General features: G+C 69.0%; 17 protein-coding genes and 2 pseudogenes. 15 read left to right on the top strand and 4 right to left on the bottom strand.

Annotation, left to right across the window (positions count from 1 at the left end; genetic code table 11):
- The first annotated feature begins 74 nt into the window (after positions 1-74).
- The 7 genes and pseudogenes from ACFYY1_RS18680 (at position 75) to ACFYY1_RS18650 (ending at position 9,896) form a co-directional block, all read left to right on the top strand.
- Positions 75-443 (top strand): SseB family protein, encoded by a 369-nt coding sequence (locus ACFYY1_RS18680; RefSeq protein ID WP_388586894.1) that lies wholly within the window; start codon positions 75-77, stop codon positions 441-443.
- Positions 433-1,098: a hypothetical protein gene (locus ACFYY1_RS18675; protein WP_388586477.1), complete on the top strand. Its 666-nt coding sequence runs from the start codon at positions 433-435 to the stop codon at positions 1,096-1,098. The genes ACFYY1_RS18680 and ACFYY1_RS18675 overlap by 11 nt, the downstream gene beginning before the upstream one ends.
- 2 nt (positions 1,099-1,100) lie before the next feature.
- A complete protein-coding gene (locus ACFYY1_RS18670) occupies positions 1,101-5,897 on the top strand; it encodes a putative T7SS-secreted protein (RefSeq protein WP_388586474.1) in 4,797 nt (1,598 codons plus the stop codon).
- Positions 5,885-6,367, top strand: coding sequence for a hypothetical protein (locus tag ACFYY1_RS18665; RefSeq protein ID WP_351258552.1), 483 nt, complete (start codon positions 5,885-5,887; stop codon positions 6,365-6,367). The genes ACFYY1_RS18670 and ACFYY1_RS18665 overlap by 13 nt, the downstream gene beginning before the upstream one ends.
- An 837-nt stretch (positions 6,368-7,204) precedes the next feature.
- Positions 7,205-7,556 (top strand): annotated as a pseudogene (locus tag ACFYY1_RS18660) (transposase); the annotation flags it as partial.
- A 552-nt stretch (positions 7,557-8,108) separates the two neighbouring features.
- Complete coding sequence (locus tag ACFYY1_RS18655) at positions 8,109-8,945, top strand: hypothetical protein (RefSeq protein WP_388586472.1); 837 nt, start codon at positions 8,109-8,111, stop codon at positions 8,943-8,945.
- A 194-nt stretch (positions 8,946-9,139) separates the two neighbouring features.
- Positions 9,140-9,896: pseudogene (locus ACFYY1_RS18650) on the top strand (transposase family protein).
- A 1,253-nt stretch (positions 9,897-11,149) separates the two neighbouring features.
- On the opposite strand, the gene ACFYY1_RS18645 reads toward ACFYY1_RS18650, so the two are convergent.
- Together ACFYY1_RS18645 and ACFYY1_RS18640 are read right to left on the bottom strand one after the other, a co-directional pair.
- On the bottom strand, positions 11,150-12,304 hold the full coding sequence (locus ACFYY1_RS18645) for a recombinase family protein (protein WP_388586470.1): 1,155 nt from the start codon (positions 12,302-12,304) through the stop codon (positions 11,150-11,152).
- Positions 12,305-12,370: 66 nt separating this feature from the next.
- A complete protein-coding gene (locus ACFYY1_RS18640) occupies positions 12,371-12,793 on the bottom strand; it encodes a secondary thiamine-phosphate synthase enzyme YjbQ (RefSeq protein WP_388586467.1) in 423 nt (140 codons plus the stop codon).
- Between the two features lie 92 nt (positions 12,794-12,885).
- Between ACFYY1_RS18640 and ACFYY1_RS18635 the strand changes: the two genes are divergently transcribed.
- The 6 genes from ACFYY1_RS18635 (at position 12,886) to ACFYY1_RS18610 (ending at position 18,385) form a co-directional block, all read left to right on the top strand.
- Positions 12,886-12,969 carry a putative leader peptide gene (locus tag ACFYY1_RS18635; protein ID WP_356089011.1) on the top strand — a complete coding sequence of 28 codons (84 nt, stop codon included), beginning with the start codon at positions 12,886-12,888 and terminating at the stop codon, positions 12,967-12,969.
- Positions 12,970-13,173: 204 nt separating this feature from the next.
- Positions 13,174-14,067 carry an ABC transporter permease gene (locus ACFYY1_RS18630; RefSeq protein WP_388586465.1) on the top strand — a complete coding sequence of 298 codons (894 nt, stop codon included), beginning with the start codon at positions 13,174-13,176 and terminating at the stop codon, positions 14,065-14,067.
- Positions 14,040-14,843, top strand: coding sequence for an ABC transporter ATP-binding protein (locus tag ACFYY1_RS18625; RefSeq protein ID WP_388586463.1), 804 nt, complete (start codon positions 14,040-14,042; stop codon positions 14,841-14,843). Before ACFYY1_RS18630 ends, ACFYY1_RS18625 begins: the two co-directional genes overlap by 28 nt.
- A 73-nt stretch (positions 14,844-14,916) precedes the next feature.
- Positions 14,917-15,945 carry an ABC transporter substrate-binding protein gene (locus ACFYY1_RS18620; RefSeq protein ID WP_388586461.1) on the top strand — a complete coding sequence of 343 codons (1,029 nt, stop codon included), beginning with the start codon at positions 14,917-14,919 and terminating at the stop codon, positions 15,943-15,945.
- A complete protein-coding gene (locus ACFYY1_RS18615) occupies positions 15,942-17,150 on the top strand; it encodes an LLM class flavin-dependent oxidoreductase (RefSeq protein ID WP_388586458.1) in 1,209 nt (402 codons plus the stop codon). The genes ACFYY1_RS18620 and ACFYY1_RS18615 overlap by 4 nt, the downstream gene beginning before the upstream one ends.
- 110 nt (positions 17,151-17,260) lie before the next feature.
- Positions 17,261-18,385 (top strand): NAD(P)-binding domain-containing protein, encoded by a 1,125-nt coding sequence (locus tag ACFYY1_RS18610; protein ID WP_388586456.1) that lies wholly within the window; start codon positions 17,261-17,263, stop codon positions 18,383-18,385.
- A 132-nt stretch (positions 18,386-18,517) separates the two neighbouring features.
- Here ACFYY1_RS18610 and mltG read toward each other — a convergent pair whose 3' ends face one another.
- Entirely contained in the window at positions 18,518-19,366 is an 849-nt protein-coding gene (gene mltG, locus ACFYY1_RS18605) for an endolytic transglycosylase MltG (RefSeq protein ID WP_388586453.1), read from the bottom strand.
- A gap of 380 nt (positions 19,367-19,746) precedes the next feature.
- Positions 19,747-21,552: an ABC transporter ATP-binding protein gene (locus ACFYY1_RS18600; protein ID WP_388586451.1), complete on the bottom strand. Its 1,806-nt coding sequence runs from the start codon at positions 21,550-21,552 to the stop codon at positions 19,747-19,749.
- Positions 21,553-21,699: 147 nt separating this feature from the next.
- On the opposite strand from ACFYY1_RS18600, the gene ACFYY1_RS18595 reads away from it, so the two are divergent.
- Together ACFYY1_RS18595 and ACFYY1_RS18590 are read left to right on the top strand one after the other, a co-directional pair.
- The gene (locus ACFYY1_RS18595; RefSeq protein ID WP_388586448.1) at positions 21,700-22,143 is read left to right on the top strand and encodes a MarR family winged helix-turn-helix transcriptional regulator; all 444 of its coding nucleotides are present in this window, start codon (positions 21,700-21,702) and stop codon (positions 22,141-22,143) included.
- Positions 22,144-22,216: 73 nt separating this feature from the next.
- The gene (locus tag ACFYY1_RS18590; RefSeq protein ID WP_388586444.1) at positions 22,217-25,168 is read left to right on the top strand and encodes an FAD-binding and (Fe-S)-binding domain-containing protein; all 2,952 of its coding nucleotides are present in this window, start codon (positions 22,217-22,219) and stop codon (positions 25,166-25,168) included.
- Positions 25,169-25,402 lie beyond the last annotated feature (234 nt).

Genomic DNA, 25,402 nt, shown 5'->3' with positions numbered 1-25,402 from the left:
CCTCAGAGGAGGATGGGGCCGTGGAAGAGTTGAGGACGGCGTTGGCAGAGCGTATTTCCGGGCAACGGGTGGGAATGGGTGATCCGCGGGCGCTGGTGGGTGAGATGCGGCGTGCGGTTCTTCTGGTCCCGTTGGCCGGGACTGGTCTGTGGAGTGCTCGTTTTGGCGGTGTTCGGTGGGTCTGCGCGTTCACTGACGAGACTGCCCTGGCTCACTTTGCCGTTCGCCGTGCCCCGGGCGACCGTTTGACGGACTACGTCGCGCTGCTCGGGGCGCGGATCGTGGATGAGATCCTGCCAACCTTGGACGTGCCCGCGGGTCTTGCCTTGGACATTGCGAGCAAGGACGGGGCAATGTTCTTCCCGCCGGTCACCGGAATCGTCGCGGACGCTGCAGCGGTCGACTCCGGTGTGGCAGTGGAGGGGGCCGGCTATGGGCGGTGACGGGGCGGACCTCGCCTTCGATGAGGCGTCGGTAGCGAAGTTCACACAAGGTGTGGGCTCGGTCATTGATCAACTCGGTGAGCTTGGCGGCGCCACCGGCTCGGTGATGGGCAAGGGGTTCTCGGGGCTGGCCATGACGGGGATGGAAGCTGGGCATCGCGGGCTGTCGGTGGATTTCGAGGATTTCTGCGAACGGTGGGAGTGGGGGGTGCGCGCCCTGGTGAGCGACGCGAGCGTGCTTGCGGACCGTCTGGGGCTGGCGGCGGGCACGCAGTGGGAGACTGACCAGTATGTCGAGGGCTCGCTGAAGGTCGGCGTGAGTGCCCTGATGAATGGCAACCCGCACGCCAGTGAGGAGGACATCGCCCAGCAGGGCTGGGGCGACGTCCTCACCCCTGATTACCTGGACCCGGACTTCAGCGCTGAGTCGTTTGCGCAGGCCGGCCAGGACGTGGAGCAGACCTGGAAGGACACTGGCCGCACCGTCCTTTCCGAGGGGAAGGGGGGTCAGATGTCGGAGCAGCTCAATACCACGTTCGGCATCAGTGACGGCCAGTGGGACCGGGCCCTGGACGACACGTTCGGGCCGTCGCCCGAGGAACGCGCTCAGCAGGGGCAGCGACAGGGTGGCCCGGCCACGGGCGGGGACGACTGAGAATGGGCATCGGGGATTTCGTCAGCGACATCACGCCGGACTCGGTCGAGGACGCCATCGAGGGCGGTGTCGAGTGGGTAGGCAACCGGGTCGAGGACGCCGGGAACTGGACGGCGGACCGGCTGGACGATGTGGGCTGGGATTCTGCCTCGGACTGGGTGCGGGAGCAGTCGCGTTCGGTGGCGAACCGGATGGGCGCCGAGGTCGAGGAGATGGACCTCGGGCAGACCGAGGACAAGACCAAGCTGGTGTTTGGCAGCCCCGGGAAGCTTCGCTCCACTGCGAAGCAACTCCGGTCCTTTCAGAAGGCGTTCGACAAAGCCGGTAGCGGGATGAAGGGTCTCGATTCCTCACGGCTGAAGGGTGAGGCAGCCGATGCGCTGCGCACTGCGGTGAGTACCCAGCCGCCGAAGTGGTTCACCGGTGCCGATGTCTGCGAGAAGGCAGCTGCTGCGCTGGAGTCGTTCGCCGACACCGTCACCTGGGCGCAGAACCAGGCGCAGACGGCGATCGAGGTGTGGAAGGAGGGTGTCAAGGCCTCCCAGGACGCGGCCGAGGGGCATCGCAAGCGGATCGGTGACTACAACAAGGCCGTCGACCGGTACAACGCGCTGGCCCCTGAGGATCGCGACCCGAGTTCTCTGCCGCCCTGTCCCGCGCCGACGTTCGACGATCCGGGCAAGGCGCTCATGCGGGATGCGCAGGAACTCCTTGCCCTGGCCCGCGAGCAGCGGAACACTGCCGCGGAGGTTGCCCGCGCTTCCATTCGTGCTGTTCGTGACATGGCTCCGGAGAAGCCGTCGTACGCGCAGCAGGTGATCAGTGGTCTGCAGGAGCAGCAGATCATCAACGAACACGTCGGCGGCGGCATCATCAAGGGTGCTGCGGGGCTGGTGAATTTCGTCCGGGGAGTCAATCCGCTGGACCCGTACAACCTCACCCATCCCGCCGAGTACACCACCAGTCTCAACAGTCTTGCCGCCGGTCTGGTGGTTGCCGCGAACGACCCGGTCGGCACCGGCAAGCAGATGGTCAGTGACTTCATGAAGGACCCGGCGGAAGGGTTTGGCCGGTTGCTGCCCGACACGGCACTGACCTTGGCCACCGGTGGGGGCGGGTCCGTCGTCAAGGGTGTCCGCCTGATCGAGGACATGGCCAAGAAGTTCCGGGCCCGCAGGCTGCTCGATGACGCTCCCCACGGCGCGCACAACCGCCCCGACGGGCGCCGCGTCGTTGTCGGCACCGACCCGGTGGACCTCGCCTCGGGCCGGATGTTCCTGCCCCAGACCGATCTGGTGCTGCCAGGCACCCTGCCGCTGGCCTTCACCCGCCGCACCGAGTCCGGCCTGCTGGCAGGCCGGTTCCTCGGCCCGTCCTGGACCTCCACCGTTGACGAGCGCCTGGAGATCGATACGGCCGGCGTCATCCACGTCACCGCCGACGGCCTCCTGATCCCCTATCCGCACCCCGTCCCAGGCATCCCGACCTGTCCGGAGTCCGGAACCGCCCGCACGCTGCTGGCCCGTGACACGGGCGGCGATTACACCGTCACTGATCCCGGAACCGGCCTGGTCCGGCACTTCACCGCCCCCGCCGGCAGCGAACCGGGCGGCGACGGCGATGCCTGGCTGGACCAGGTCGAGGACCGCCACGGCAACTGGTGGGCCGTGGAACGTGCCGGGAACGGCACACCGCTCGCCCTGCTCTGTTCGGCGAACCGGCGAGTCGTCGTCGCCATGAGCGAGGGCCGGATCACGGCCCTGTCCCTGGCGGGCGCCGGGGAGGGCGGGGCGGACCTGCCGTTGATGTACTACGGCTACGAGGACGGCAACCTCAGCTCCGTCGTCAAACCGTCTGGCGCCACCACCCGGTACGTCCACGACGACCGGAGTCGCGTCACCGCCTGGATCGACTCCAACAACAGCCGCTACGACTACACCTACGACGATCGCGACCGCGTCATCGCCGAAGGCGGTCAGGCCGGCCACATCCAGATCACCCTCACCTACACCGAACCCGACCCGAAGAGCGGCCTTCGCACCACCACCCTCACCACGGCCGGCGGACACACCACCCGGCACCAGATCGATCAACGCTGCCAGATAGTGGCCACCACCGATCCGCTCGGCCACACCACCCGCTTCATGTACGACGACCGCGGCAACGCCCTGACCCGCACCGATCCGCTGGGCCGCACCACCGCCTTCGTCCACGACGAGGAAGGCCGCCTGCTCGCTGTCACCCGCCCGGATGGGAGCGAACTGCGCACCATTCGCGGCCCATCGGGGTTGTCCACGGAATTCCGCGGGCCGGACGGCGCCCGCTGGCTCCAGGAGTTCGACGAGTACGGCAACCGCACCGCCGTCACCGACCCGGCCGGCACCACCACCCGGTACGCCTACGACAGCCGGGGCAGTCTGACCACCGTCACCGATGCCCTCGGCGCGACCACCACCGTGCGCTGCGACGCCGCGGGCCTGCCGGTGGCAGTGACCGATCCGGCCGGAGGCACCACCCGCCTGGAACGTGATGCCCTGGGCAGGGTCATGCGCACCACCGACCCGGTGGGCAACGTGACCCGGGTCGAGCGGGACCCGGACGGCAATCTCGCCCGCCGTGTCGCACCGGACGGTTCCACCGAGTCATGGACATACGACGGCGAGGGGAACCCCCTCAGTCACACCGGTCCGGCCGACGGCATATCCCGCTTCGAGTACACCCACTTCGACCTGCTCACCACCCGCACCGGACCCGACGGCACCCGCCACACGTTCGAGCACGACGCGGAACTGCGGCTGACCCGGGTCACCGGCCCGCACGGCACCTGGTCCTACACCTACGACGCCGCCGGGCGGCTCGCTTCCGAGACGGACTTCGACGGCCGCACCCTCACCTACCAGTACGACGCGGCAGGGCAGCTCACCGCCCGGACCGACGCACTCGGCCGGACCGTGTCCTACACCTACGACCAGCTCGGCCAGGCGGTCCGCAAGGACGTGGCGGGCAAGGTGACCACCTACGCCTACGACCGGGCCGGACGCCTGCTCCACGCGGCCGGACCGGACAGCGAGATCCTCTACGTGTACGACCGGCGCGGCCGGACCAAGACCGAACTCGTCGACGGCCGCGCCATGAACTACGCCTACGACACCCTGGGCCGCAGGGCCCGCCGCATCACCCCCACCGGCGCGGTCACCGAGTACGGCTACGACGCCGCCGGCCGAACCGCCCGTATGACCAGCGGCGGCCGCGAGATCACCTTCACCCACGACGCGGCCGGCCGGGAACTTCAGCGAGCCTTCGGCAACTCCCTCGCCCTGGCCTCCGCCTGGGACGAGGCCGGAAGGATCTGCGCCCAGCACCTGACGGCCCGAGACCGTTCCCTCAACCACCGTCACTACACCCACCGCGCCGACGGCTATCTCACCTCCGTGACCGACGATCTGTCAGGCACCCGCAACTTCGATCTGGACCCGACCGGGCAGGTCACCGCCGTCCACGCCGAGGACTGGACCGAGCGCTACGCCTACGACGCCGCCGGCAACCAGACGACGGCCTCCTGGCCCGGCACCCAACCCGGCCACGACGCCACCGGCCCCCGCTCCTACACCGGAACCTCCCTCACCAGAGCCGGCAACGTCCGCTTCGAACACGACGCCCTCGGCCGCGTGACCCTGCGCCAGAGAACCCGCCTCTCACGCAAACCCGACACCTGGCGCTACGAGTGGGACGCGGAAGACCGTCTCGCCGCCGTGATCACCCCCGACGGCACCCGTTGGCGCTACCGCTACGACCCCCTGGGCCGCCGCACCGCGAAGCAACGCCTCACCGACGACGGCGAAACAGTCGCCGAGGAAGTCCGTTTCTCCTGGGACGGCAAGACCCTGTGCGAACAGACGATCCACACACCAGATCTTTCACACGTGGTCGCCCTCACCTGGGACCATCGCGGCCTTGTGCCGCTGGCCCAGACCGAACGCCTCCTCGCCCCGGACACGCACCAGGACGAGATCGACCGCCGGTTCTTCGCCATAGCCACCGACCTCGTGGGAACACCCACCGAACTGGTCGACGAGTCCGGCGAGATCGCCTGGCGCGCCCGGAGCACCCTCTGGGGCACCACCGCCTGGGCCCGCTCCAGCACGGCCTACACCCCGCTGCGCTTCCCCGGCCAGTACTACGACCCCGAGACCGGCCTCCACTACAACCTCTTCCGCCACTACGACCCCGAGACCGGCCGATACACCTCCCCGGACCCGCTCGGCCTCGGCCCCGCGCCGAACCCGGTCGCCTACGTGCACAACCCGTTCACCATCTGCGACCCCCTCGGCCTGTCGCCGTACTCACGGTTCAAAGGTCTGGGCTGGCTGACGGACAAGGAGCTCAAACGCCCGTCGTTCCGGTACCAGCGGCTCGTCACCGACCAGAGCTACGAGCAGCAGTGGATCCTGCCGGACGGCCGGGAAGTCCACGTCGACGGCGGCCCGCGGGACGGCTGGATCACAGAGGCCAAGTGGACCGGAGGAGACAACCTTTCCGAATGGAAGAAGTCCACGTACAACCCCAAATTCGAATATTACGACGAGGGTCGGCTCACCGCACAGGCCGACAAGCTGCTCGCCCTCAACGAGGATCTCGGAGGCAAGGGAGTCCGCTATATGGTGTCCAATGAATGGGGTGCCGCGCATATGAACGAAGTGCTGTCCAAGGCCTTCCCCGAGGCCTACGCCAGCGGGCAGCTGAAGGCGTATCACGTGCCCGGCAACGGCATGAGTGGAATGGGCAAATGGCTGAAGTGATCGCAATGCTGGAAGAGCTCAGGGGCATCGCCCCGCTGACCGCCGAAGGCGCGGCAGCGCGGTTCTCGGCCCAGGAGTGGACGCCCAGAGGCAAGCCCCGCGACGGCGTGGAGACATCATGGGAAAGGAACGGCATTCGGGGCTGGACCCAGACGCTCGAAGGTGAAGCGGTCATCGTCTCATTCACCGTCTGGATCCGTGACGTCGACGAGTCGGGTTATTTCGACGACCTGGATGCCGTCTACGAGCAGGGGGAGCAGGCGCTGGCCGACTTCCTGCCTGAGATCGAGGGTTCCTCTCTCGCCGGCCACCTCGTCGAAGGCGAACAGACCGCAGCGGACAAGGACGAGTTCATCGCAGTGAAGAAGTGGACCCTCGACGGCCGAACCCTGACAGCCGGTGTGAGCCAGCATGACACCGATCTGCCCGTGATGGTCGTGGTGGCGCTGGAGGAGACCGTACCCGCCTGACCCGCTCCACCGACAGAAGGCCCGTGCCGCCGCCCGCCGCGAGGCACGGGCGCGGCCGCAGCTGGACCTCTGCAGAGCCGGCCTCCGGCGGCACGAGCTGAGCCTGGTGAAAATCGCGCACCCGGCAACCAGGGAGCAGCCAGACCTGGTGGCGGTCACAGAAGCGGGCCGTACCGCAGTCGGGTAGGGCGCAGGGCCCCCGGACAGGCTTCCTGCCCGGGATGAGACCGGCAGTCAATCTGAGGGATCCGAAGGGCGCTGGCCCTTGCCCTCGCGGGCGACTACGCCCGCAGGCCCCGGCCCGCAGGACGCGCTCGGCCTCGGCACCTCACCCTCCGGACCGGGCCTCCACTGCGACAGCGAGAGGATCTCCGGGCCGAAGTACCGACGGACCACCCGATGGCGCCGTCCCGGCCTACGACGGTCGTCATCCTCGGTTCGGCGGTGTCGGGCCGCCGGGCGCGCGCGTACGGCGCACGGTCAGCCGGTGCTCCACGTCATCGGCCGGCCCTACCGAGTCCGCTGGCGGTACCTGGTGCTGGTGGGGATGCCGGCCCGGTTGCGGCGCCGCAGGGCCATGTCGAGGGCGTCGAGGGCGTGCTCTCAGGCGCTCGTCATCGCAGAGCCGCAGGGCACATTGCCATGCAGTCAGATGCTCATCTGAAGAGCATGACCGCGCGGGGCCTCTCCGGCGTTCACGGAAGGCTGCATCGGTGGAATGACCCGTTGCAGGTCTCGTGCTTTCCGCTGGGCCTCTCCACGAACCTCGTCAGGGACATTGCCTTCTTCCCGGATAAGGGATCACTCCTTATGGCGTTGTCGTTCGTTGAACGGTGCATGACGGATCTGGTTGAGCGGCTGGTGCCGGACGAGTTGTGGGTGCTGTTTCGGCGGGTGGTGCCACCGACGGAGGTGAAGCGTCCACAGGGTGGGGGGCCGGCGTCGGGCGGGTGACCGTGAGGCACTGGCCGCGATCGTGTTCGTGGCGACGTCGGGCTGCACGTGGAGGCAGTTGCCTCCGGTGTTCGGTCCGCGCTGGCAGACGGTGTACCGAGGTTTCGCCCAGTGGAACCGGGACCGGGTCTGGGCGAGGCTCCACCGTGTCGTTCTCGACGAACTCGGCGCCCGTGGCGAGCTGGACTGGTCCCGGTGCGCCATCGACTCCGTGAGCCTCCGGGCCTCAAAAGGGGGCCACTGAGCCTTTTCCAACCTTGCTCTGGAGTGCAGCAGTCAGTCTGGCAACAGGGTGAAGTGCCCGGTAGATGTGTTTTCGACCAAGAGAACCCCCGTCTGCGGATACCGCCCGCAGCCGCCCCCCTTCTTCCGCCAGCCCGGCACGCCTCCCGCCCCCGGCAGACATCAGTCGCCTGGCCCGAGCAGCGCAAGGTCCGGAGCCGGTGGAAGGCGTTCTACACACACCAAACGAGGCGAAAAGCGTCGCGGAATCCGGTTTGGACCGTGCGAACGCCGCCCTCTCAGTTGACTCACTCTCCTTCGGAAACAGCCTCAGTTCCGGGGTCATGTGTGCATGTCACCTACAGATTTAGCGAGTGCCGTCGTCGCCGCCCTTGCCTCGGGTGCCGCGTCCGGTGCCGGCACCGCTGCTGGCACGGCTGCCGGCACCGCTGCCTTCACCCGCCTCGCAGAGCTCGTGCGCAGTCGCCTCGGTCGCTCGGATGAGGGGCGCGGGGCACTCGGCCTGTGGGACGCGGAACCCGGATCGGAGCAGGCGGCGGAGGCGGTGCGGGCACGCCTGACCGTGGAGCTGGAGGGGGATCCCGGTCTCGCCGAGCAGTTGCGGGCCGCGCTGCAGCCCGGGCCTCCACCGGTTCCGCCGCACCCGCCGGCGATTATCCAGCGTGTCCACATCGGCGGCGACGCCAACCGTGCCACCATCAACGTTGTGCCGCTGCACCTGAAGAAGACCACGGGCGTGGTGGCGACCCTCGCTGTCATCGGCGTGGTGTTGGCCCTGCTGGTCGCACTGGGCCTCCGCAGTGTGGTGCAGTTGCTCGGCGACGACGAAGGCGAGCGCAAGGTGGCTCCCCTCTCCGAGTTGGCCACCGTCAAGAGCGTCCTCCCCGACAGCGACAGCCTGCCGGCCGAGTTCAAGAGCCAGGGCGATCCGGTGGTGACCACGGGGGAACAGGGCTGTCAGCCCGAATGTGAGGGGCTTCTGTTCACTGCCAGGACAACCATGGGGCGCGAGAGACCGCAGAAGACGGCCGTGCTCTACGTTGCGGCCTACGACAGCGCCCCGCACGCTGCCCAAGGGTTCGAGCAGATTCGTAGGGATTTGACCGACTCCTCGGAGAAGACCCTCATCTCGTTCCCGTCCATGGGCGACACCAGTACCGCCTACCAGTTCACCCCCGGCAAGAACGTCCTCAACGAGGACGACGAATCCATCGAGGAGGCCGAAGCAGGGGCCCTTGTCGGAACGGTCGTCGTCTTCGTCCGCTACACAACCGCGGTAGGAGACCTGGAGCCGTCGCTCACCGCACTCGGACGGATGATGGCGGACCGGGCACAGCAAGCGCAGAACGGGAGCAGCCCCTCTGCCACCGCATCCATCTGATGCCTGCGAGGTGCCGGTGCTCCCCTGGTCGGCCCTCCAGAGGAGCCCAGCTCTGACCGCTCTCAGCGGCCTGGATGAATGAGCCTTTTCCGAGCTGGTGGTGACGGCCGCGAGTTGGACGGGCCTGCGCAACGACGAAGCTCCTGGTAGACGGGTTCTCGACCAAGATCACCCGTGTCTGCCAGGAGCTTCGCGTGCTTGTCTACCCGTCGGCGATTGATCTGTCCAGCCGCACCCTGCGGGTTCCTGACCGAACGGCTGAAGGCCAGCCGGCAGGAGATCGGTACGCGTTGGCGGCGCCTTCCCGCGGAGCGTCAGGCTCTGCTCGCCCTGGCTCACCTGCGGTGCGGTGACACCTACGCCCAGCTGGCCGCCGGGTTCGGCGTCGGGATCGCGACTGTCTACCGCTACATACGTGAAGCCGTCGAGGTTCTGGCCACCCTCGCCCCGTCCTTGACCGAGGCCATGCGGACGATCCGGGAGAAGGCATTCGTCATCCTCGACGGCACCCTGCTGCCGATCGACCGCATCGCCGCCGACACCCCCTACTACTCCGGGAAGCACAAGCGTCACGGCATGAACGTGCAGGTCCTCACCGACCCGTTTGGACGGCTGCTCTGGGTCTCGCCGACTCTGCCCGGCTCGACTCACGACCTGACCGCCGCACGACAGCACGGAATCATCGAAGCCCTCACCGAAGCCGGACTCAGATGCTGGGCGGACAAGGCGTATCAAGGCGCCGGCGGACCCGTCCGGGTACCGTTTCGGGGCCGGCGCCTCAAACGGTGGAAGCTCCGCCACAACACCACCCACGCCAAGATCCGCTGCCTCGGCGAGCAGGCCATGGCCACTCACAAGGGGTGGCGCCTCCTGCCGAAGCTCCGCTGCAGCACCAACCGCATCACCAACGTCGTGAAGGCCGTCCTCGTCCTCCACCACGCATCAGCGTGAGGTTGGAAAAGGCTCAGTGACCAAGGACCAGTCAGGAAGTACGAAATCCCCTGGACACCGGCTACCCCACACAGAGCTGAAGGTAACTAAACAGCGAGCCCGTACGAGTCGTCCCGGACCTCCGATCCCGCCAACCGAACCACCGGCCTGGCCAGAGCCACCTCGACTCCTGATCGCGTCTTCATCAGCTTCCGCTGGAGCCTGAAACTTGCTTCCACCGGGCCGGATCCCCATTCATGGTTTCGCATGAGGCCACAGAGAGAAAGGAAAACCCCCACGAAGTGGACTGCATAAAGACGGGACCGACAGCGGGCGCGGAGACGATGCTGAACATCAACGCCACGTCAGGACTGGCCCCGCGAATTGAGGCCGCACGACGAAACGTCCCGGAGTGACACCCACAGGGACGGCCACATTTCCATTTCTGGCTCACATTTCGACTCCCGCCACAGATGCACTGCTCACATGCGTCCTTCAGAGGGGCTAGAGCGTTAAGGACAGAGTCGGGACTTTTGATCTCTATCGCAATCTCGTCGACCAGAACGGCCCGAACGAACTCACCGGCAGCCGCAGGGCCGTCATGCCGCTCCGAGGGCAAGGCTTCGGCGATGGCCTGGTCGACTGCGCAGTCCCGCGACGTGATCGTCCAGGCTGGATTGGCAACCGAGCAGTCAGCTCGGAGTTCCGCCACCGACGCTTCACACATTGCCTTCTCATTCGTTCCGGCCACTTTCACTCACCTTCTCGATTGCCCTGATGCGGCAAACCTTCCCAGCCCTGTTCGGCTTGGCCGTGCCGGGAATACGCAGTATGGGAGGCGACGTGGGTGATCCGCTCTTCAGGCGCATCACCCACGCGAGTCATCCTCTACGACAGAGCTGTTGGGTTCCGCTCAGGTCCGTGAATGAAACCAGGCGCCCAGCGGACTGGTGCGCTGGAAGGGAAGAGGGTCATCCGAACACCGAAGTCGATCAGAATCTCTTTGCGGGCCTGCACGTCCGACGCCTTGAACCAACGGTCCGCAACGGTCTCACCGGTCGGCCGCCGAACCATGCCCGGCGCTCGCTGGGGCTCAGCCTCAAGGGCAGTGAGCTCACGTCCCAGCGCGGCGTACCGATCACGGAACCAGGCCGCGTCGTCCGGCGAGTCGTACAGCCCGGCCTCACGGTCGGCTCGAAGTCGTTCGCGGCTGGCCCGCGTCTCCGCGATGCGCTCGGGGATGCCGTTCCCGGGGTCGTACACCGTCTCGTAGATCAGGCCGTCACCGAACTCGCGAAGGAACCATTCTTCAACGTAGGAGTCGAGGAGATGGGTGTGAATGAGCGGTGCAGGACGACAGTTCTGGGCGTGACGCCACCCCTTGTTCCGGGCTGTACAGGTGTAGCGCGGAGGCGCGTCCTTCGACGTCTGGGTGTACAGCCGAGTGTGGCACTGCCGCAGAGAGCGATCTCCGTAAGAAGGTACTCACGGTTCGATCGGCGTGTCCAAGGTGCCCTCCGCGCGAGTATCACCTTCTTCAGCGCCTCATGAGTCGCCCGGTCCCACAGCCCCTCGCAAAGCCTTACGAAGTTCCCGTCCTTGCCGAGCACCGGCTTGTGCTGGTGCATCAGGTAGCCGAGAGTGGCCTCCGACAGGAGGATGTTCTTCAGGCTCTGCGGAGACCACGGGCGACCTCCAGCCGGCTTGCCGTACATCATGCCCAAGTGGCCCGCCGGCGACGGTTCTCCCGCACGGTTGAGACGGGCCGCCTCACTGCTGGGAGTGACGTTCTCGGGATCGGCCAGGATCCGACGGGCGACTTCCCGTATCACCTCCGAAGCGTGCGGATGCAGTTCAATACGGTCGATCTTGCCGCCCATCACCTTCCGCACGTACTGGAAGCCGCACGACGGCTTGCCCTTCGGGCGGCCGGCCGCACGGGTCTTGATCGTCGCGTCGCGGTTCCGGCGCTGGATCGCCCGGTGTTCCATCTGTGCGCCCCAGGCTTCCACGGTGAAGCGGTTCTCGTCGGCCGGATCGTCCAGTTCCCAGGCACCGTCGTGCCCATACGTGACGAGCATCTTCTTCTCGTCCCGCATCTTGTAACCGGTATTCAGGCAGTCGACGACATTGCGACCGAGCCGGTCCACCGCGGCCGCGACCAAGCCATCGCAGGGACCCCTCTCATCACGAAGCCACGGGCCCAGCATCGGGCGGGTCATGGGGTCGGTGGCGCCCGAGACCTCCCAGTCGTCGGCCCAGCCGATGATGTGTGCGCCGACGGAAGCAGCGGCCGTGAGCACGCTCTCCCGCTGGCGCTCGGGGGATGATGTAGCCAGCTTCACGCGCGACAGTCGCCGCACTCCGAGCAGGCATTTGCCGCATCCGTCATAGGGACGCTCGATCGTATGTGGGGCCGTACCGTGCAAGATTCTCTCCGTTCGCGCACGCATGGTACGGAGAATCGGCGGCACGACCCCTGGGAGCGATCTTGGTCAACCCAGGAAGCTCAGACGAACCTGACGGTTGACATTAGAGATGTTGGTGTCGACCAGGCACACCGACTGCCACGTCCCCAGCTCCAGCCGTCCCCCGATCACCGGAAGCGTCGCGTGGGGTGGGACGAGGGCGGGCAGTACGTGGTCACGGCCGTGGCCGGGGCTGCCGTGGCGGTGTTGCCAGCGGCCGTCGGCGGGCAGCAGGGTGTGGAGGGTGGCCAGGAGGTCGTCGTCGCTGCCGGAACCGGTCTCCAGGACCGCGATGCCGGCGGTCGCGTGCGGTACGAAGATGTTGAGGAGGCCGTCCCTGGAGGCGGCGTTCCGGGCGAGGAACTGCTCGCACTCGGCGGTCAGGTCGGTGACGGTCTCCGTCGTGCCGGTGGTGAGGTGCAGAACGCTGGTGGCGAAGGCGTGGGGCATGGGCCCATCATCGCGCCCATGGGGCAAGATCGCGCGTCCATCTGCCGAGACATCATTGACCGCTTCAGTGATGGATCGCTACGTTCAGCAGCATGTTCCGTTCAGCTCTGCTCACTTCGCGCGGTCACATCGACCTGCTGCGGGTGGCCTCCGCCGCGTGTCGTCACGGCTGCTGACGTTCTTTCAGCTCCTTCTTCGCCGGTGACCGGGCGCTCCTGCCGCCTGTTCCCCCTGCCGTACCCGTCTGCCCGTACGCGCACCGGCGTACCCCACCCCGTCCGCCGCTCGGCGTGACCCCGCTGCCGTAACGGCGGCGGTGGCTCGCGCTGCCCTGGTCGCGGTGCGCTTCTCCCTGCCCGTGGACCGCTCGTGGAGCCCTCATGACCATCAGCCATGCCCTCGCACCACCGGACATGTCTTCGGAATCCGGTGAGTTTCCTGCTTCTTCCCATCCTCGGCCGCTCGACCTGGAGCCTGTTGTGCCGGCCTCCGTACGGGGTGCGTGCCTGCGGGCGCTGCCTCGTTGGCTTCGGCGTGCCGTCGGGCCGCTGCTGCTGCTCGCGCTGTGGCAGGCGCTCAGTGCCACCGGCGTCCTGCACGCCGATGTACTCGCTTCGCCCGGCACCATCGCCCGTGCCGGGTCGGATCTGATCGCTGACGGGACGCTGCCCTCGGCGATGGGGATCTCGCTTCAGCGGGTCGCCGCGGGGCTGGTGCTCGGGGGCGTCACCGGAACGGCGCTCGCGCTGGTCTCCGGTCTCTCGCGGCTCGGCGAGGATCTGGTGGACGCGAGTGTGCAGATGCTGCGCACCGTCCCCTGGGTCGGGCTGATCCCGCTCTTCATCATCTGGCTGGGCATCGGCGAGGCTCCGAAGGTGGCGCTCATCGCGCTCGGTGTGGCCTTTCACCTGTACCTCAATGTGTACGCGGGCATTCGCGGGGTCGACGCCCAACTCATCGAGGTCGGTGAGTCGTTGGGGCTCGGCCGCTGGGGACTGATCCGGCATGTGGTGCTGCCGGGCGCGCTGCCCGGGGCCATGACCGGGCTCCGGTACTCGCTCGCCACCGCATGGCTGGCCCTGGTCTTCGGCGAGTCCGTCAACGCCGACGCCGGGATCGGCTTCCTGATGAACCAGGCCCGGGAGTTCTTCCGCACCGACGTCATCGTCGTCTGCCTGGTCGTCTACGCCTTCCTCGGCCTCACCGCCGATGTCATCGTCCGCACACTCGAAAGGCTGCTGCTGCAATGGCGACCGACCTTCACGGGGCAGTGAGCCCCACCGCACCGGCCGGCCCCGCCGAGAGCGCGGTGCGGGTGCGGGGGCTGACCCGTTCCTTCGACGGCAGGGCCGTCGTCGACGGGCTCGATCTCACCCTGCGCGCCGGAGAGTTCACCGCACTGCTCGGTCGCAGTGGCTGCGGGAAGTCGACACTGCTGCGGGTGCTCGCCGGGCTGGACCGTGAGATCGAGGGCACGGTGCTCGTGCCGAGACGACGGGCGGTCGCCTTCCAGGCACCACGGCTCATGCCGTGGAAGCGGGTCTGGCGCAATGTGCTGCTGGGCCTGCCCGGAAAGCCCGAACGGGCCGTTGCCGAGCGCGCGTTGGCGGAGGTCGGGCTCGGGGAGCGGTCCGGGGCGTGGCCCAAGACGCTCTCCGGGGGTGAGGCACAGCGCGCCTCGCTGGCCCGCGCCCTGGTGCGTGAGCCCGATCTGCTGCTGCTCGACGAACCGTTCGGCGCGCTGGACGCGTTGACCCGTATCAAGGCGCAGCGGCTGGTGGCCGAGCTCTGGCAGCGGCGCGGCTGCGCCGTGCTGCTGGTCACCCACGATGTGGACGAGGCGCTGCTGCTGGCCGACCGCGCGCTGGTGATGCGGGACGGAGCGATCGCGTACGACACACCCGTCGCTCTGGACCGGCCGCGCGGTGCGAGCGATGCCGGGTTCGCGGCCTTGCGCTCCCGGCTGCTGGCCGAGTTGGGCGTCGACGGCGACGCACCCGCCACGGCCGGCGAGGCCGATGAGGTCGATGAGGTCGATGAGGCCGCCTGAGGCGGGGCTCCAGCCATCCGTCTCCGCCGCTCCCGCCGCTCATGACGAAAGACGAAGGACGAAAGAGGCTCCGATGAGACGTCGTGCTCTGCCCGCCCTCCTGCTGCCCCTGGCTCTGCTGCTGTCGGCCTGCGGCGGTGCCACGTCCGCCGCCACCGCCGGCGACACCGACGGGAAGGGCAGTGTCACCCTCGACGTCGGCGACCAGAAGGGTGGTTACGAAGCCATCCTGCGGGCCTCCGGTGAACTGGACGATCTCGACTACCGGATCAAGTGGTCGACCTTCACCTCCGGCCCCCCGCTCCTGGAGGCGGTCCATGCCCAGGCCGTGGACCTCGGGGGCGTCGGCAACACGCCACCCGTCTTCGCGGCGGGTTCCGATTCCAGGATCGTCGTGGTGGGAGCCGCCCACGGATCGTCCGACGGCGAGGCCATCGTCGTACCCGAGGACTCGCCGCTGAAGTCTCCGAAGCAGCTCAAGGGCCGGTCGATCGCGGTGGCGCAGGGCAGTTCGGCCCACTACCAGCTGATCGCCTCGCTGAAGAAAGCGGGGCTCGGCATCGAGGACGTGAAGCCGAAGTACCTTCAGCCGGCGGACGCGCTGGCCGCGTTCAGCCGGGGCAAGGTCGACGCCTGGGCCATCTGGGACCCGTACACCTCGCAGGTCCTGCGCACCACGAAGTCCCGGGTACTGACCACCGGTCAGGGCGTCGTGAACGGTCTCAGCTTCCAGGTGGCCTCGCCGGCCGCGCTCAAGGACCCCGGGAAGTCCCGGGCCATCGGTGATCTGCTGCGCCGTCTGCAGCGGGCGCAGTCCTGGGTGTTCAAGCATCCCGATGCCTGGGCGAAGGTCTGGGCGAAGGAGACCGGGCTGCCGTACGAGGTGGCCCTGGACGCGGTCAGGCGCAGTGCCGGGACCCGGGTGTCCGTGGCCCTCGATCCTGCCGCGATCGCCTCCGAGCAGGCGATCGCCGACACCTTCGCCGATCTGGAGCTCATTCCGAGGCGCTTCTCCTTCGAGAAGTACGTCGACCCCCGTTTCAACCGCGATCTGCCTCCGTCCTCCACCGCTCCCCGCTCCTTCGGAAAGGCCTCGTCATGAATGTTCATCTGCACTGGTTCCTGCCCACCGGTGGTGACGGGCGTACGCTCGTCGACCGGCACGCCTACACCGACGGCGGGATCAAGCGGGACCGGATCACTCCGGTGAGCGGCGTGCGCGCCCCCGACATCGAGTACCTGGCGCAGATCGCCAAGGCCGCCGAGCAGTTGGGCTTCGAGGCCGTGCTGACGCCCACCGGGACCTGGTGCGAGGACGCCTGGCTGACGACGGTGGCGCTGGCCCAGCACACGGAGCGGCTGAAGTTCCTGGTGGCGTTCCGGCCGGGGGTGATCTCACCGGTGCTCGCCGCGCAGATGGCGGCGACCTATCAGCGGATCACCCGGGGGCGGCTGCTGCTCAACGTCGTCACGGGTGGCGACTCGACGGAGCAGCGGCGGTTCGGTGACCACCTGGACCACGACCGGCGTTACGCGCGGACCGCGGAGTTCCTCTCGGTGGTGCGGGGCGCGTGGAGCGGACGCCCCTTCGACTTCGAGGGCGAGCACTACCAGGTGGAGGGCGGGCTGACCGCGCTGCCGCCGAACCCGCTGCCGGACATCTTCTTCGGCGGGTCGTCGGCGGCGGCCGGTCCGGTGGCCGCCGCTCACGCCGATGTCTATCTGACCTGGGGCGAGCCGCCGGCCGCGGTGAAGGAGAAGATCGACTGGATCCGCGGCCTGGCCGAGGAGCAGGGCCGTACGGTCCGCTTCGGCATCCGGCTGCACACGATCTCCCGCGACTCCTCGCGCGAGGCATGGGCGACGGCCGGCCGGCTGCTGGGCGATCTCGATGCCGGGACGATCGCGGCCGCCCAGCAGGCGCTGGGGCGGAGCGAGTCGGTCGGGCAGCAGCGGATGCTGGCGCTGCACGGCGGTTCGCGCGACAAGCTGGAGATCGCGCCGAACCTGTGGGCGGGCGTCGGGCTGGTGCGGGGCGGTGCCGGAACGGCGCTGGTGGGCAGTCATGCGGAGGTCGCCGACCGGATCGAGGAGTACCACGAGCTGGGTGTGGAGCACTTCGTGCTGTCCGGTTACCCGCATCTGGAGGAGGCGTACTGGTTCGGCGAGGGCGTGACGCCCGAGCTGGCCGCGCGCGGCCTGTTGTCGACCGTACCGGCGTCGCCGTTGCTGGGGGTTCCCGCCGCGAACGGCCGGCCGGCGTCGGCGCCGGGCGGGGCGCCGTTGCTGGTCGCCGGGGGCCGCTGACCGGGCGGCGCGACCAGCGGGCGGGCCGGGCCGTCGACCAGCGGAGGAAGCCCCGGGGCCGGGCCGGGCCGACCGGGAAGATCCTCGACCGCGACAGAGTTAGTAGAAGCGTGAACAACTCTGGGGTGGCCGCAGTACGCGAGGTCGATGTCGTCGTGATAGGCGCCGGACAGGCAGGACTGTCCGGCGCCTACCATCTACGGCGCGCCGGCCTGGAGCCCGATCGCGACTTCGTGGTGCTCGACCACGCCCCGCGCCCCGGTGGAGCCTGGCAGTTCCGCTGGCCCTCGCTCACCTACGGCAAGGTCCACGGCATGCACGCGCTGCCCGGCATGGAGCTCACCGGAGCGGACGAGCGCCGGCCCTCCTCCGAGGTGATCGGTGAGTACTTCGCCGACTACGAGCGCACCTTCGACCTGCGGGTCCACCGGCCCGTCGAGGTGAGCGCGGTACGCGAGGGCGCCGGCGGCCGGCTGCTCGTCGAGAGCTCCGAGGGTACGTACGCCACCCGTGCCCTGATCAACGCCACCGGCACCTGGGACCGGCCGTTCTGGCCGCGCTACCCGGGCCAGGAGAGCTTCCGGGGGCGGCAGCTGCACACCGCGGACTACCCGGGTCCGGCGGATTTCGCCGGGCAGCGTGTGGTGGTGGTCGGTGGCGGGGCCTCGGGGACGCAGCACCTGATGGAGATCGCCGAGGTGGCCGCCGAGACGTACTGGGTGACGCGGCGGCCGCCGGTCTTCCGGGAGGGGCCCTTCGACGCGGACCGGGGGCGGGCCGCGGTGGCGATGGTGGAGGAGCGGGTGCGGCGCGGGCTGCCGCCACAGAGTGTGGTGTCCGTGACCGGGCTGCCGCTCACGGACGCGGTGCGGCGGGCCCGCGAGACGGGGGTGCTGGACCGGCTGCCGATGTTCGACCGGATCACTCCGAGCGGGGTGGCGTGGGACGACGGGCGGACGGTCGAGGCGGACGTCATCCTCTGGGCCACCGGTTTCCGGGCCGCCATCGACCATCTCGCGCCCCTGAAGCTGCGCGAGCCGGGCGGCGGCATCCGGGTCGAGGGCACCGAGGCGGTCCGCGACGCGCGCGTCCATCTCGTCGGGTACGGGCCGTCCGCCAGCACGATCGGCGCCAACCGGGCGGGGCGGGCCGCGGTGCGCGCGATCGTCCGGCTGCTGGACGGGAAGGACACGGCGACGGACGTCGACGAGGTGTTCACGCCCGCCGCGGTGTGACGGAGCGGAGACTCAGCCGGCGGACACGCTGCGGTCGGGGACTCAGCCGGCGGACACGCTGCGGGCGGGTGCTCAGCCGGCGGACGCGCTGCGGTCAGGGACTCAGCCGGCGGACACGTTGCGGTCGGGGACTCAGCCGGCGGACGCGCTGCGGCGATTGCGGTTGAACTCCGCCACGTTCTTCTGGTGTTCCGTGTAACTGCTGGTGAATCGGGTGTCCCCGGGCGCGACCGTGACGAAGTACAACCATGCTCCGGGAGTGGGGTCGATCGCCGCCGTCATCGCCTGCTCCCCCGGGTTGCCGATGGGGGTGGGAGGCAGCCCCTCCCGCTCGTAGCTGTTGTACGGACTGTCGATCTTCGTGTCGCCCGTGGTGGTGTGCAGGGTGCTGCGGTTCAGCGCGTAGTTGAGTGTGGAATCCATCTGGAGCGGCATGCCCCGGTCCAGCCGGTTGTAGATCACTCTGGCGACCTTGCCCATGTCGGCCACGGTGTCCGCCTCGGCCTGCACGATGCTTGCGATCGTCACCGTCTGGTACACCGATACGCCGTTGCGCTGCGCGCCCGTGGCGATGTGGTCCGCGCCGAATCGTTCGACCGCGGTGTCGGCCATGTACCCGAGCAGACTCTGCGGGGTCGTGGCGGAGGTGACGGGGTACGTCGCCGGGAAGAGGTAGCCCTCGGGGTTGCCCTTCGCCGCGGCAGGGAGCGGCAGGTCCGCCGTGGCGGCGGCCTTCTCGGTGGTCCCGGGCTCGACATCGAGGGACTTGTCGACCGCCGCGTACACCTGGGAGGCCCGCCACCCCTCGGGGATGACGAGCGAACGGGCCCGCTCGACCTCGGGCCCTCGCGTCAGCAGCGGTACGAGCACTGCCGCTGCCACGACCAGGGCCAGGACGACTCCGATGAACAGGACCAGACGGCCGCGCCGGGTCGGGCGGAGAGAGCGACGGGGCGGGGTGTCCGGGGGTTCGTTCACCATGCGGGCACGCTATCCCGCCGTCCGGAACCGGGCCCTGGCGACACGAGCCCCGCGGTTCATGAATGGAACACACGAACAGGGGATCGGGTGTTCGCTGGAACGCGTGATCGTTCCGGGATTCGTTGCTCAACTCCGCTGCGGCACAGGATGATTACAGGGCGCAAGCGACGGGCTGCAGACCGCGATTGCGCTGTCCCAGATTTGCAATACGCACAAGGAGAAGCACCAAATGAACTTCCTCACCAACCTGCTCGCCGGCATCGTCCACTTCGTGGGTTGGCTCGTCTGACCATTGCTCCGCCCGGCGCCGTCGCTCCCCGTCCCACGGGAGCGGCGGCGTCGCCGCGTGTGCGGCCCGACGGTCCGCCCGGTCCCGTCGATCAGCTTGTCGCGGGGGCCAGTTGGGTGTCCCGACGGACCAGCGCGGCATAGCGGCCGTCCTGCTGGAGCAACTCCTCGTGGCTGCCGCGCTCGGCGGTCCGGCCGTGGTCCAGGACGACGATCTGGTCGGCGTCGCGGACGGTGGAGAGCCGGTGCGCGATGGTGATGGTGGTGCGTCCCTCGGAGAGCGCGTCGATGGCTTCCTGCACGGCGAATTCCGTACGGGTGTCGAGGGCGCTCGTCGCCTCGTCGAGCACCAGGACGGGCGGGTCGCGCAGGATCGTGCGGGCGATGGCGAGGCGCTGCTTCTCGCCGCCCGAGAAGCGGTAGCCGCGTTCGCCGACGAGGGTGTCGTAGCCGTCGGGCAGTGAGGCGATGTGGTCATGGATCTGTGCCGCACGGGCCGCCGCCTCGATCTCGGCGTCGGTCGCGTCCGGTTTGGCGAAGCGCAGGTTGTCGGCGACCGAGGCATGGAAGAGGTAGGTCTCCTGGGAGACCACGCCCACGGCTCTGGCCAGGGTGTCGAAATCCAGATCGCGCACATCGACCCCGTCGAGCGTGACCCGGCCGCCGGTGACGTCGTAGAGCCTGGGCACCAGATAGCTGAGCGTGGACTTGCCGGATCCGGTCGGGCCGACGACCGCCAGGCTGCCGCCGGCCGGGACGGTCACATCGATGCCGCTGAGGGTCGGGCCGCTCTTCTCGTCGTAGCTGAAATCGACGTCCTCGAAGCGGATCTCGCCGCGGACGCTCTCCAGCCGGACCGGGTTCTCGGGCTCGGTGATGTCCACTTCGAGGTCGAGGTACTCGAAGATCCGCTGGAAGAGCGCGAGGGACGTCTGCATGTCCACACCGGTGGAGAGCAGGCTCACGGCGGGCCGGAAGAGGCCCTGCTGGAGCGAGACGAAGGCGACGAGCGTACCGATGGAGACGGCGGGTCCGCCGGACTGCAGGGCGAGGCCCGCCGCCCAGTAGATGACCGCGGGCATGGCGGCCATGACGATGCCGATCGTGGACATCCGCCACCGCCCGGCCATGCTGGAGCGCACTTCGAGGTCGACGAGCTTCTCGGACTCCTCGGCGAAGCCCTTGGTGAGGGAGTCCGCGCGGCCCATGGTCCGGCCCAGCAGAATGCCGCTGACGGAGAGCGACTCGGTCACCGTGGCCGCCATCGCGGCCATCTGCTTCTGGCGCCGGGTGGTGATCTTCTTGCGCTCACGGCCGACCCGGCGGCTGATCCAGACGAAGACCGGCAGCAGCAGGAGCGAGACCAGGGTGAGCCGCCAGTCGAGCGCCAGCATGGCGACGACCGTGGCCACGACCGCGGTGAGGTTGGAGACCAGTGAGGTCGCCGTGGAGGTGACGGTCGCCTGCATGCCGCCGATGTCGTTGGCGATCCGGGACTGGACCTCGCCGGTGCGGGTCCGCGTGAAGAAGGCGAGCGGCATCCGCTGCAGCTGGGCGTAGACGGCGGTGCGCAGGTCGTGCATGACGCGCTGGCCGACCGTGGTGGAGATCAGGGTCTGCAGGACGCCGAAGACACTGGTCGTCACGGCGGTGAGGATCATGCCGAGGGCGAGGAGGGACAGCAGTCCCGTACGCCCCTGGGGGATGGCCGTGTCCAGGATCTCGCGCAGCAGGAACGGAGAGGCGACCGACACCAGTGACGAGGCGCCGACGAGCAGGCCGACCAGCGCCAGCCGGCCTCGGTAAGGACGGAAGAGGCGCAGGATGCGGCGCACCTCGGCGGGCGGACGGCTCTCGTCCCGCGGCGGGGGTGTCCAGTTGATCGTGTCGGGTTTCATGGGCTCCTTCGTCGGGCGTGCGACGGCTGTGACCCGGGCGGGGCGCGACCGGAAGACCGGGCGAGGGCGAGGGCGAGCCGATTTTCGAGAGCATAGCTCATTGTTACCTATACTCACAATGAACAAGGTCCTGATATTGTTCCCTCCATGGACTCCTCCGACGCCGACGGCGTGCTCGCCGAGCAGTTGCTGCGGGTCACCCGCAGGCTCCAGCGGATCCAGAGCCGCCAGCTGGAGCCGATCGGCATCACGCCCGCGCAGTTCCGGCTGCTGCGCACCGTCGCGCATTTCGACGGCCCGCCCCGGATGGCCGATCTCGCGCAGCGCCTGGACGTCGTCCCGCGCGCCGTGACCACTCTGGTCGACGGCCTGGAGGCGAGCGGACGGGTGCGTCGCGCCCCCGATCCGGACAGCCGCCGGGTGGTCCGCATCGAGATCACCGAGGAGGGCCTCGCCACGCTCCGGTCGCTGCGTGACGCGCGCCGGGCCGCCGCAGAGGAGATCCTGGCTCCACTGACCGCCGATCAGCGCGAGGTGCTCGGCGGACTGCTGTCCGCTCTGGTCAACGGAATGCCGGAGCGCCGCTGCTGAGGGACGCCCCTCTGGACACCGGGCGGCGCGTCCGCCGCCCGGTACCGAACCGAACCGCCGAGGAGAGCTCGACATGCCATTGCTGGAGCCGAAGCCGGAAGCACTGCGTCCCGACGCGGTGCGCAAGCCCTCCGTGGACCGGGTCCCCGACCGGCAGGCTCCGGGCACGCCCGAACCGCTGCGCGGCGAGCTGATCGCCCTGCTCGGGCCTCAGAAGGTGCTCTGGAAGGTCTCCGACCTGGTGAAGTACGCCTCCGACGCCAGTCCTTACCGTTTCCTCCCCCAGGTCGTGGTGGTCCCGGAGGACCTCGACGACGTCTCGGCGATCCTTTCGTACGCGCACGACAGGGGCCGCGAGGTCGTCTTCCGGGCCGCCGGCACCAGCCTGAACGGCCAGGCCCAGGGCGAGGACATCCTGGTCGACGTCCGCCACCACTGGGCGGGCATCGAGGTGCTGGACGACGGGGCGCGGGCCCGCATCCGCCCGGGTACGACGGTCGTGCGGGCCAACGCCGCCCTCGCCCGGCACGGCCGGCTGCTGGGTCCCGACCCGGCCAGCGCGATCGCCTGCACGATCGGCGGGGTCGTCGCCAACAACGCCTCGGGGATGACGGCGGGAACGACCCGCAATTCCTACCGCACGGTCTCCTCGCTCACCTTCGTGCTGCCGAGCGGCACCGTCGTCGACACGGGCGACCCGGCCGCGGACGAGGACCTCGCCCACGCCGAGCCGGGCCTGTGCGAAGGGCTGCTGGCCCTGAAGGCGGAGATCGAGGCGGACGCGGAGCTCACGGCCCGGATCCGGGCCAAGTACGAGATCAAGAACACCAACGGCTACCGGCTCGACGCCTTCCTGGACGGCTCGACGCCGGTGCAGATCCTGCGCGGCCTGATGGTCGGTTCCGAGGGGACCTTCGGCTTCATCTCCGAGGTCGTCTTCGACACGCTGCCGCTGGACCGCCGGATCTCCACGGCCCTGCTGTTCTTCCCCTCCCTCACCGCGGCGGCGGCCGCCGTGCCCCGTTTCAACGAGGCGGGCGCGATCGCCGTCGAGCTGATGGACGGCAATACGCTGCGCGCCTCGGTGAGCGTCAAGGGCGTACCGGCGGACTGGGCCGAGCTGCCCAAGGAGACCACGGCACTGCTGGTGGAGTTCCGCGCTCCGGACGAGCCCGGCCAGGAGGCGTACGAGCGGGCGGCGGCGGCCGTCGTCGAGGAGCTCGACCTGGTCGCCCCCGTCCCCTCGGTGACCAATGCGTTCACCCGCGACGCCAAGGTCATCTCCGGTTACTGGAAGGCCCGCAAGGCATTCGTCAGCGCGGTCGGCGGATCCCGGCCCTCGGGTACGACGCTGATCACGGAGGACTTCGCGGTGCCGCCCTCCCGGCTGGCCGAGGCCTGCGAGGCGTTGCTCGGTCTCCAGGCGCAGCACGGCTTCGACGCCGCCGTCGCCGGCCACGCCGCGCACGGGAACCTGCACTTCCTGCTCGCCTTCGACGCGGCGAAGCCGTCCGACGTCGACCGCTACGCCGCGTTCATGGACGACTTCTGCCGGCTGACGGTGGAGCGCTTCGACGGCTCCCTGAAGGCCGAGCACGCCACCGGCCGCAACATCGCCCCGTTCCTGGAGCTGGAGTGGGGTCCGAAGGCGACCGAGCTGATGTGGCGCACCAAGCAGATCATCGACCCCGACGGGGTCCTCGCGCCCCGCATCGTCCTCGACCGCGACCCGAAGGCCCATCTGCGCGGGCTGAAGACCATCCCCGAGGTCGAGGCGATCGCCGATCCCTGCATCGAGTGCGGCTTCTGCGAGCCCACCTGCCCCAGCCACGATCTGACGACGTCCCCGCGTCAGCGGATCGTGCTGCGGCGGGAGATGCTGCGCCAGCCGGACGGCTCCCCGGTGGAGACGCAACTGCTCGACGCGTACGGCTACGACGCCGTCGACACCTGTGCGGGCGACTCGACGTGCAAGCTCGCCTGCCCGGTGGGCATCGACACCGGCGCGATGATGAAGGACTTCCGCCACCGGCGGCACTCGCCGCGCGAGGAGCGGATCGCGGCGCTCACCGCGAAGAACTTCAAGGCTGTGGAGGCGGCGGCGCGGCTCGCGGTGGCCGCGGCCGGCCGGATCGGTGACCGGCTGGGTGACGGACCGCTGGAGACCATCACCGCGCTCGCCCGCAGGGCCGTGCGCCCCGATCTGGTGCCCGAGTGGCTGCCGGAGATTCCCGGCGCCGCCGCCCGGAAGCTGCCCCGTACCTCCCGCGTCGGGGCGAGCGCCGTCTACTACCCGGCGTGTGTGAACCGCATCTTCGGCGACCCCGAGGGCCATCGCGGTCCTTCGCTCCCGCAGGCCGTCGTCGCCGTGTCCGCCCGCGCCGGAAAGCCGGTGTGGATCCCGGACGATGTCGCGGGGACCTGCTGCGCGACGATCTGGCACTCCAAGGGGTACGACGAGGGCAACGCCGTGATGGCCAACCGCATCGTGGAGGCGGCCTGGGGCTGGACGGCCGGCGGAAAGCTGCCGCTGGTCGTCGACGCCTCCTCGTGCACCCTGGGCATCGCCCATGAGGTGGTGCCGTATCTCACCGATGACAACCGGGAGTTGCACCGGGAGCTGACCATCGTCGACTCCCTGGTATGGGCGGCCGACGAGCTGCTTCCGGAACTGACGGTGCTGCGGAGGATCGGTTCGGCGGTCCTGCATCCGACGTGCTCCATGCAGCATCTGGACGATGTGGAGCAGTTGCGTACGGTCGCGGAGGCCTGTGCCGAGGAGGTCGTGATCCCCGACGACGCCGGATGCTGCGCCTTCGCCGGCGATCGGGGCATGCTGCACAAGGAGTTGACGGCCTCGGCGACGGCGAAGGAGGCCGCCGAGGTGAAGTCGCGCGCGTACGACGCGTACCTCTCGGCCAACCGCATGTGCGAGATCGGCATGGACCGGGCCACGGGACAGCAGTACTACTCGGTGCTGATGGAGCTGGAACGGGCCACCCGGCCGGGGCCCGTCGTGCGCTGACCCCCGAAACCGGGGCCGTCGTGCGCTGACCATCGGACCCGGGGCCGTCGTGCTGGTCACCCGGCCGTACGGCCCCCATTCACCGTCCCGGATCGCCGGGCGGGCTCGACGCGTTCGAGCCCGCCCGGCTTTTTCGTGCGGGCACGAAAGTCCATGGTTTCGACACAGGAGTCCAATCGCTCCCCTTGCGCAACAGCAGACTCAACTACCAGGGTCCTTACCGAGGTTCATTCA

This window comes from Streptomyces sp. NPDC001890 (genome assembly GCF_042891445.1).
Classification (GTDB): Bacteria; Actinomycetota; Actinomycetes; order Streptomycetales; family Streptomycetaceae; genus Streptomyces.
This window is presented reverse-complemented; position numbering and strand designations above follow the sequence as displayed.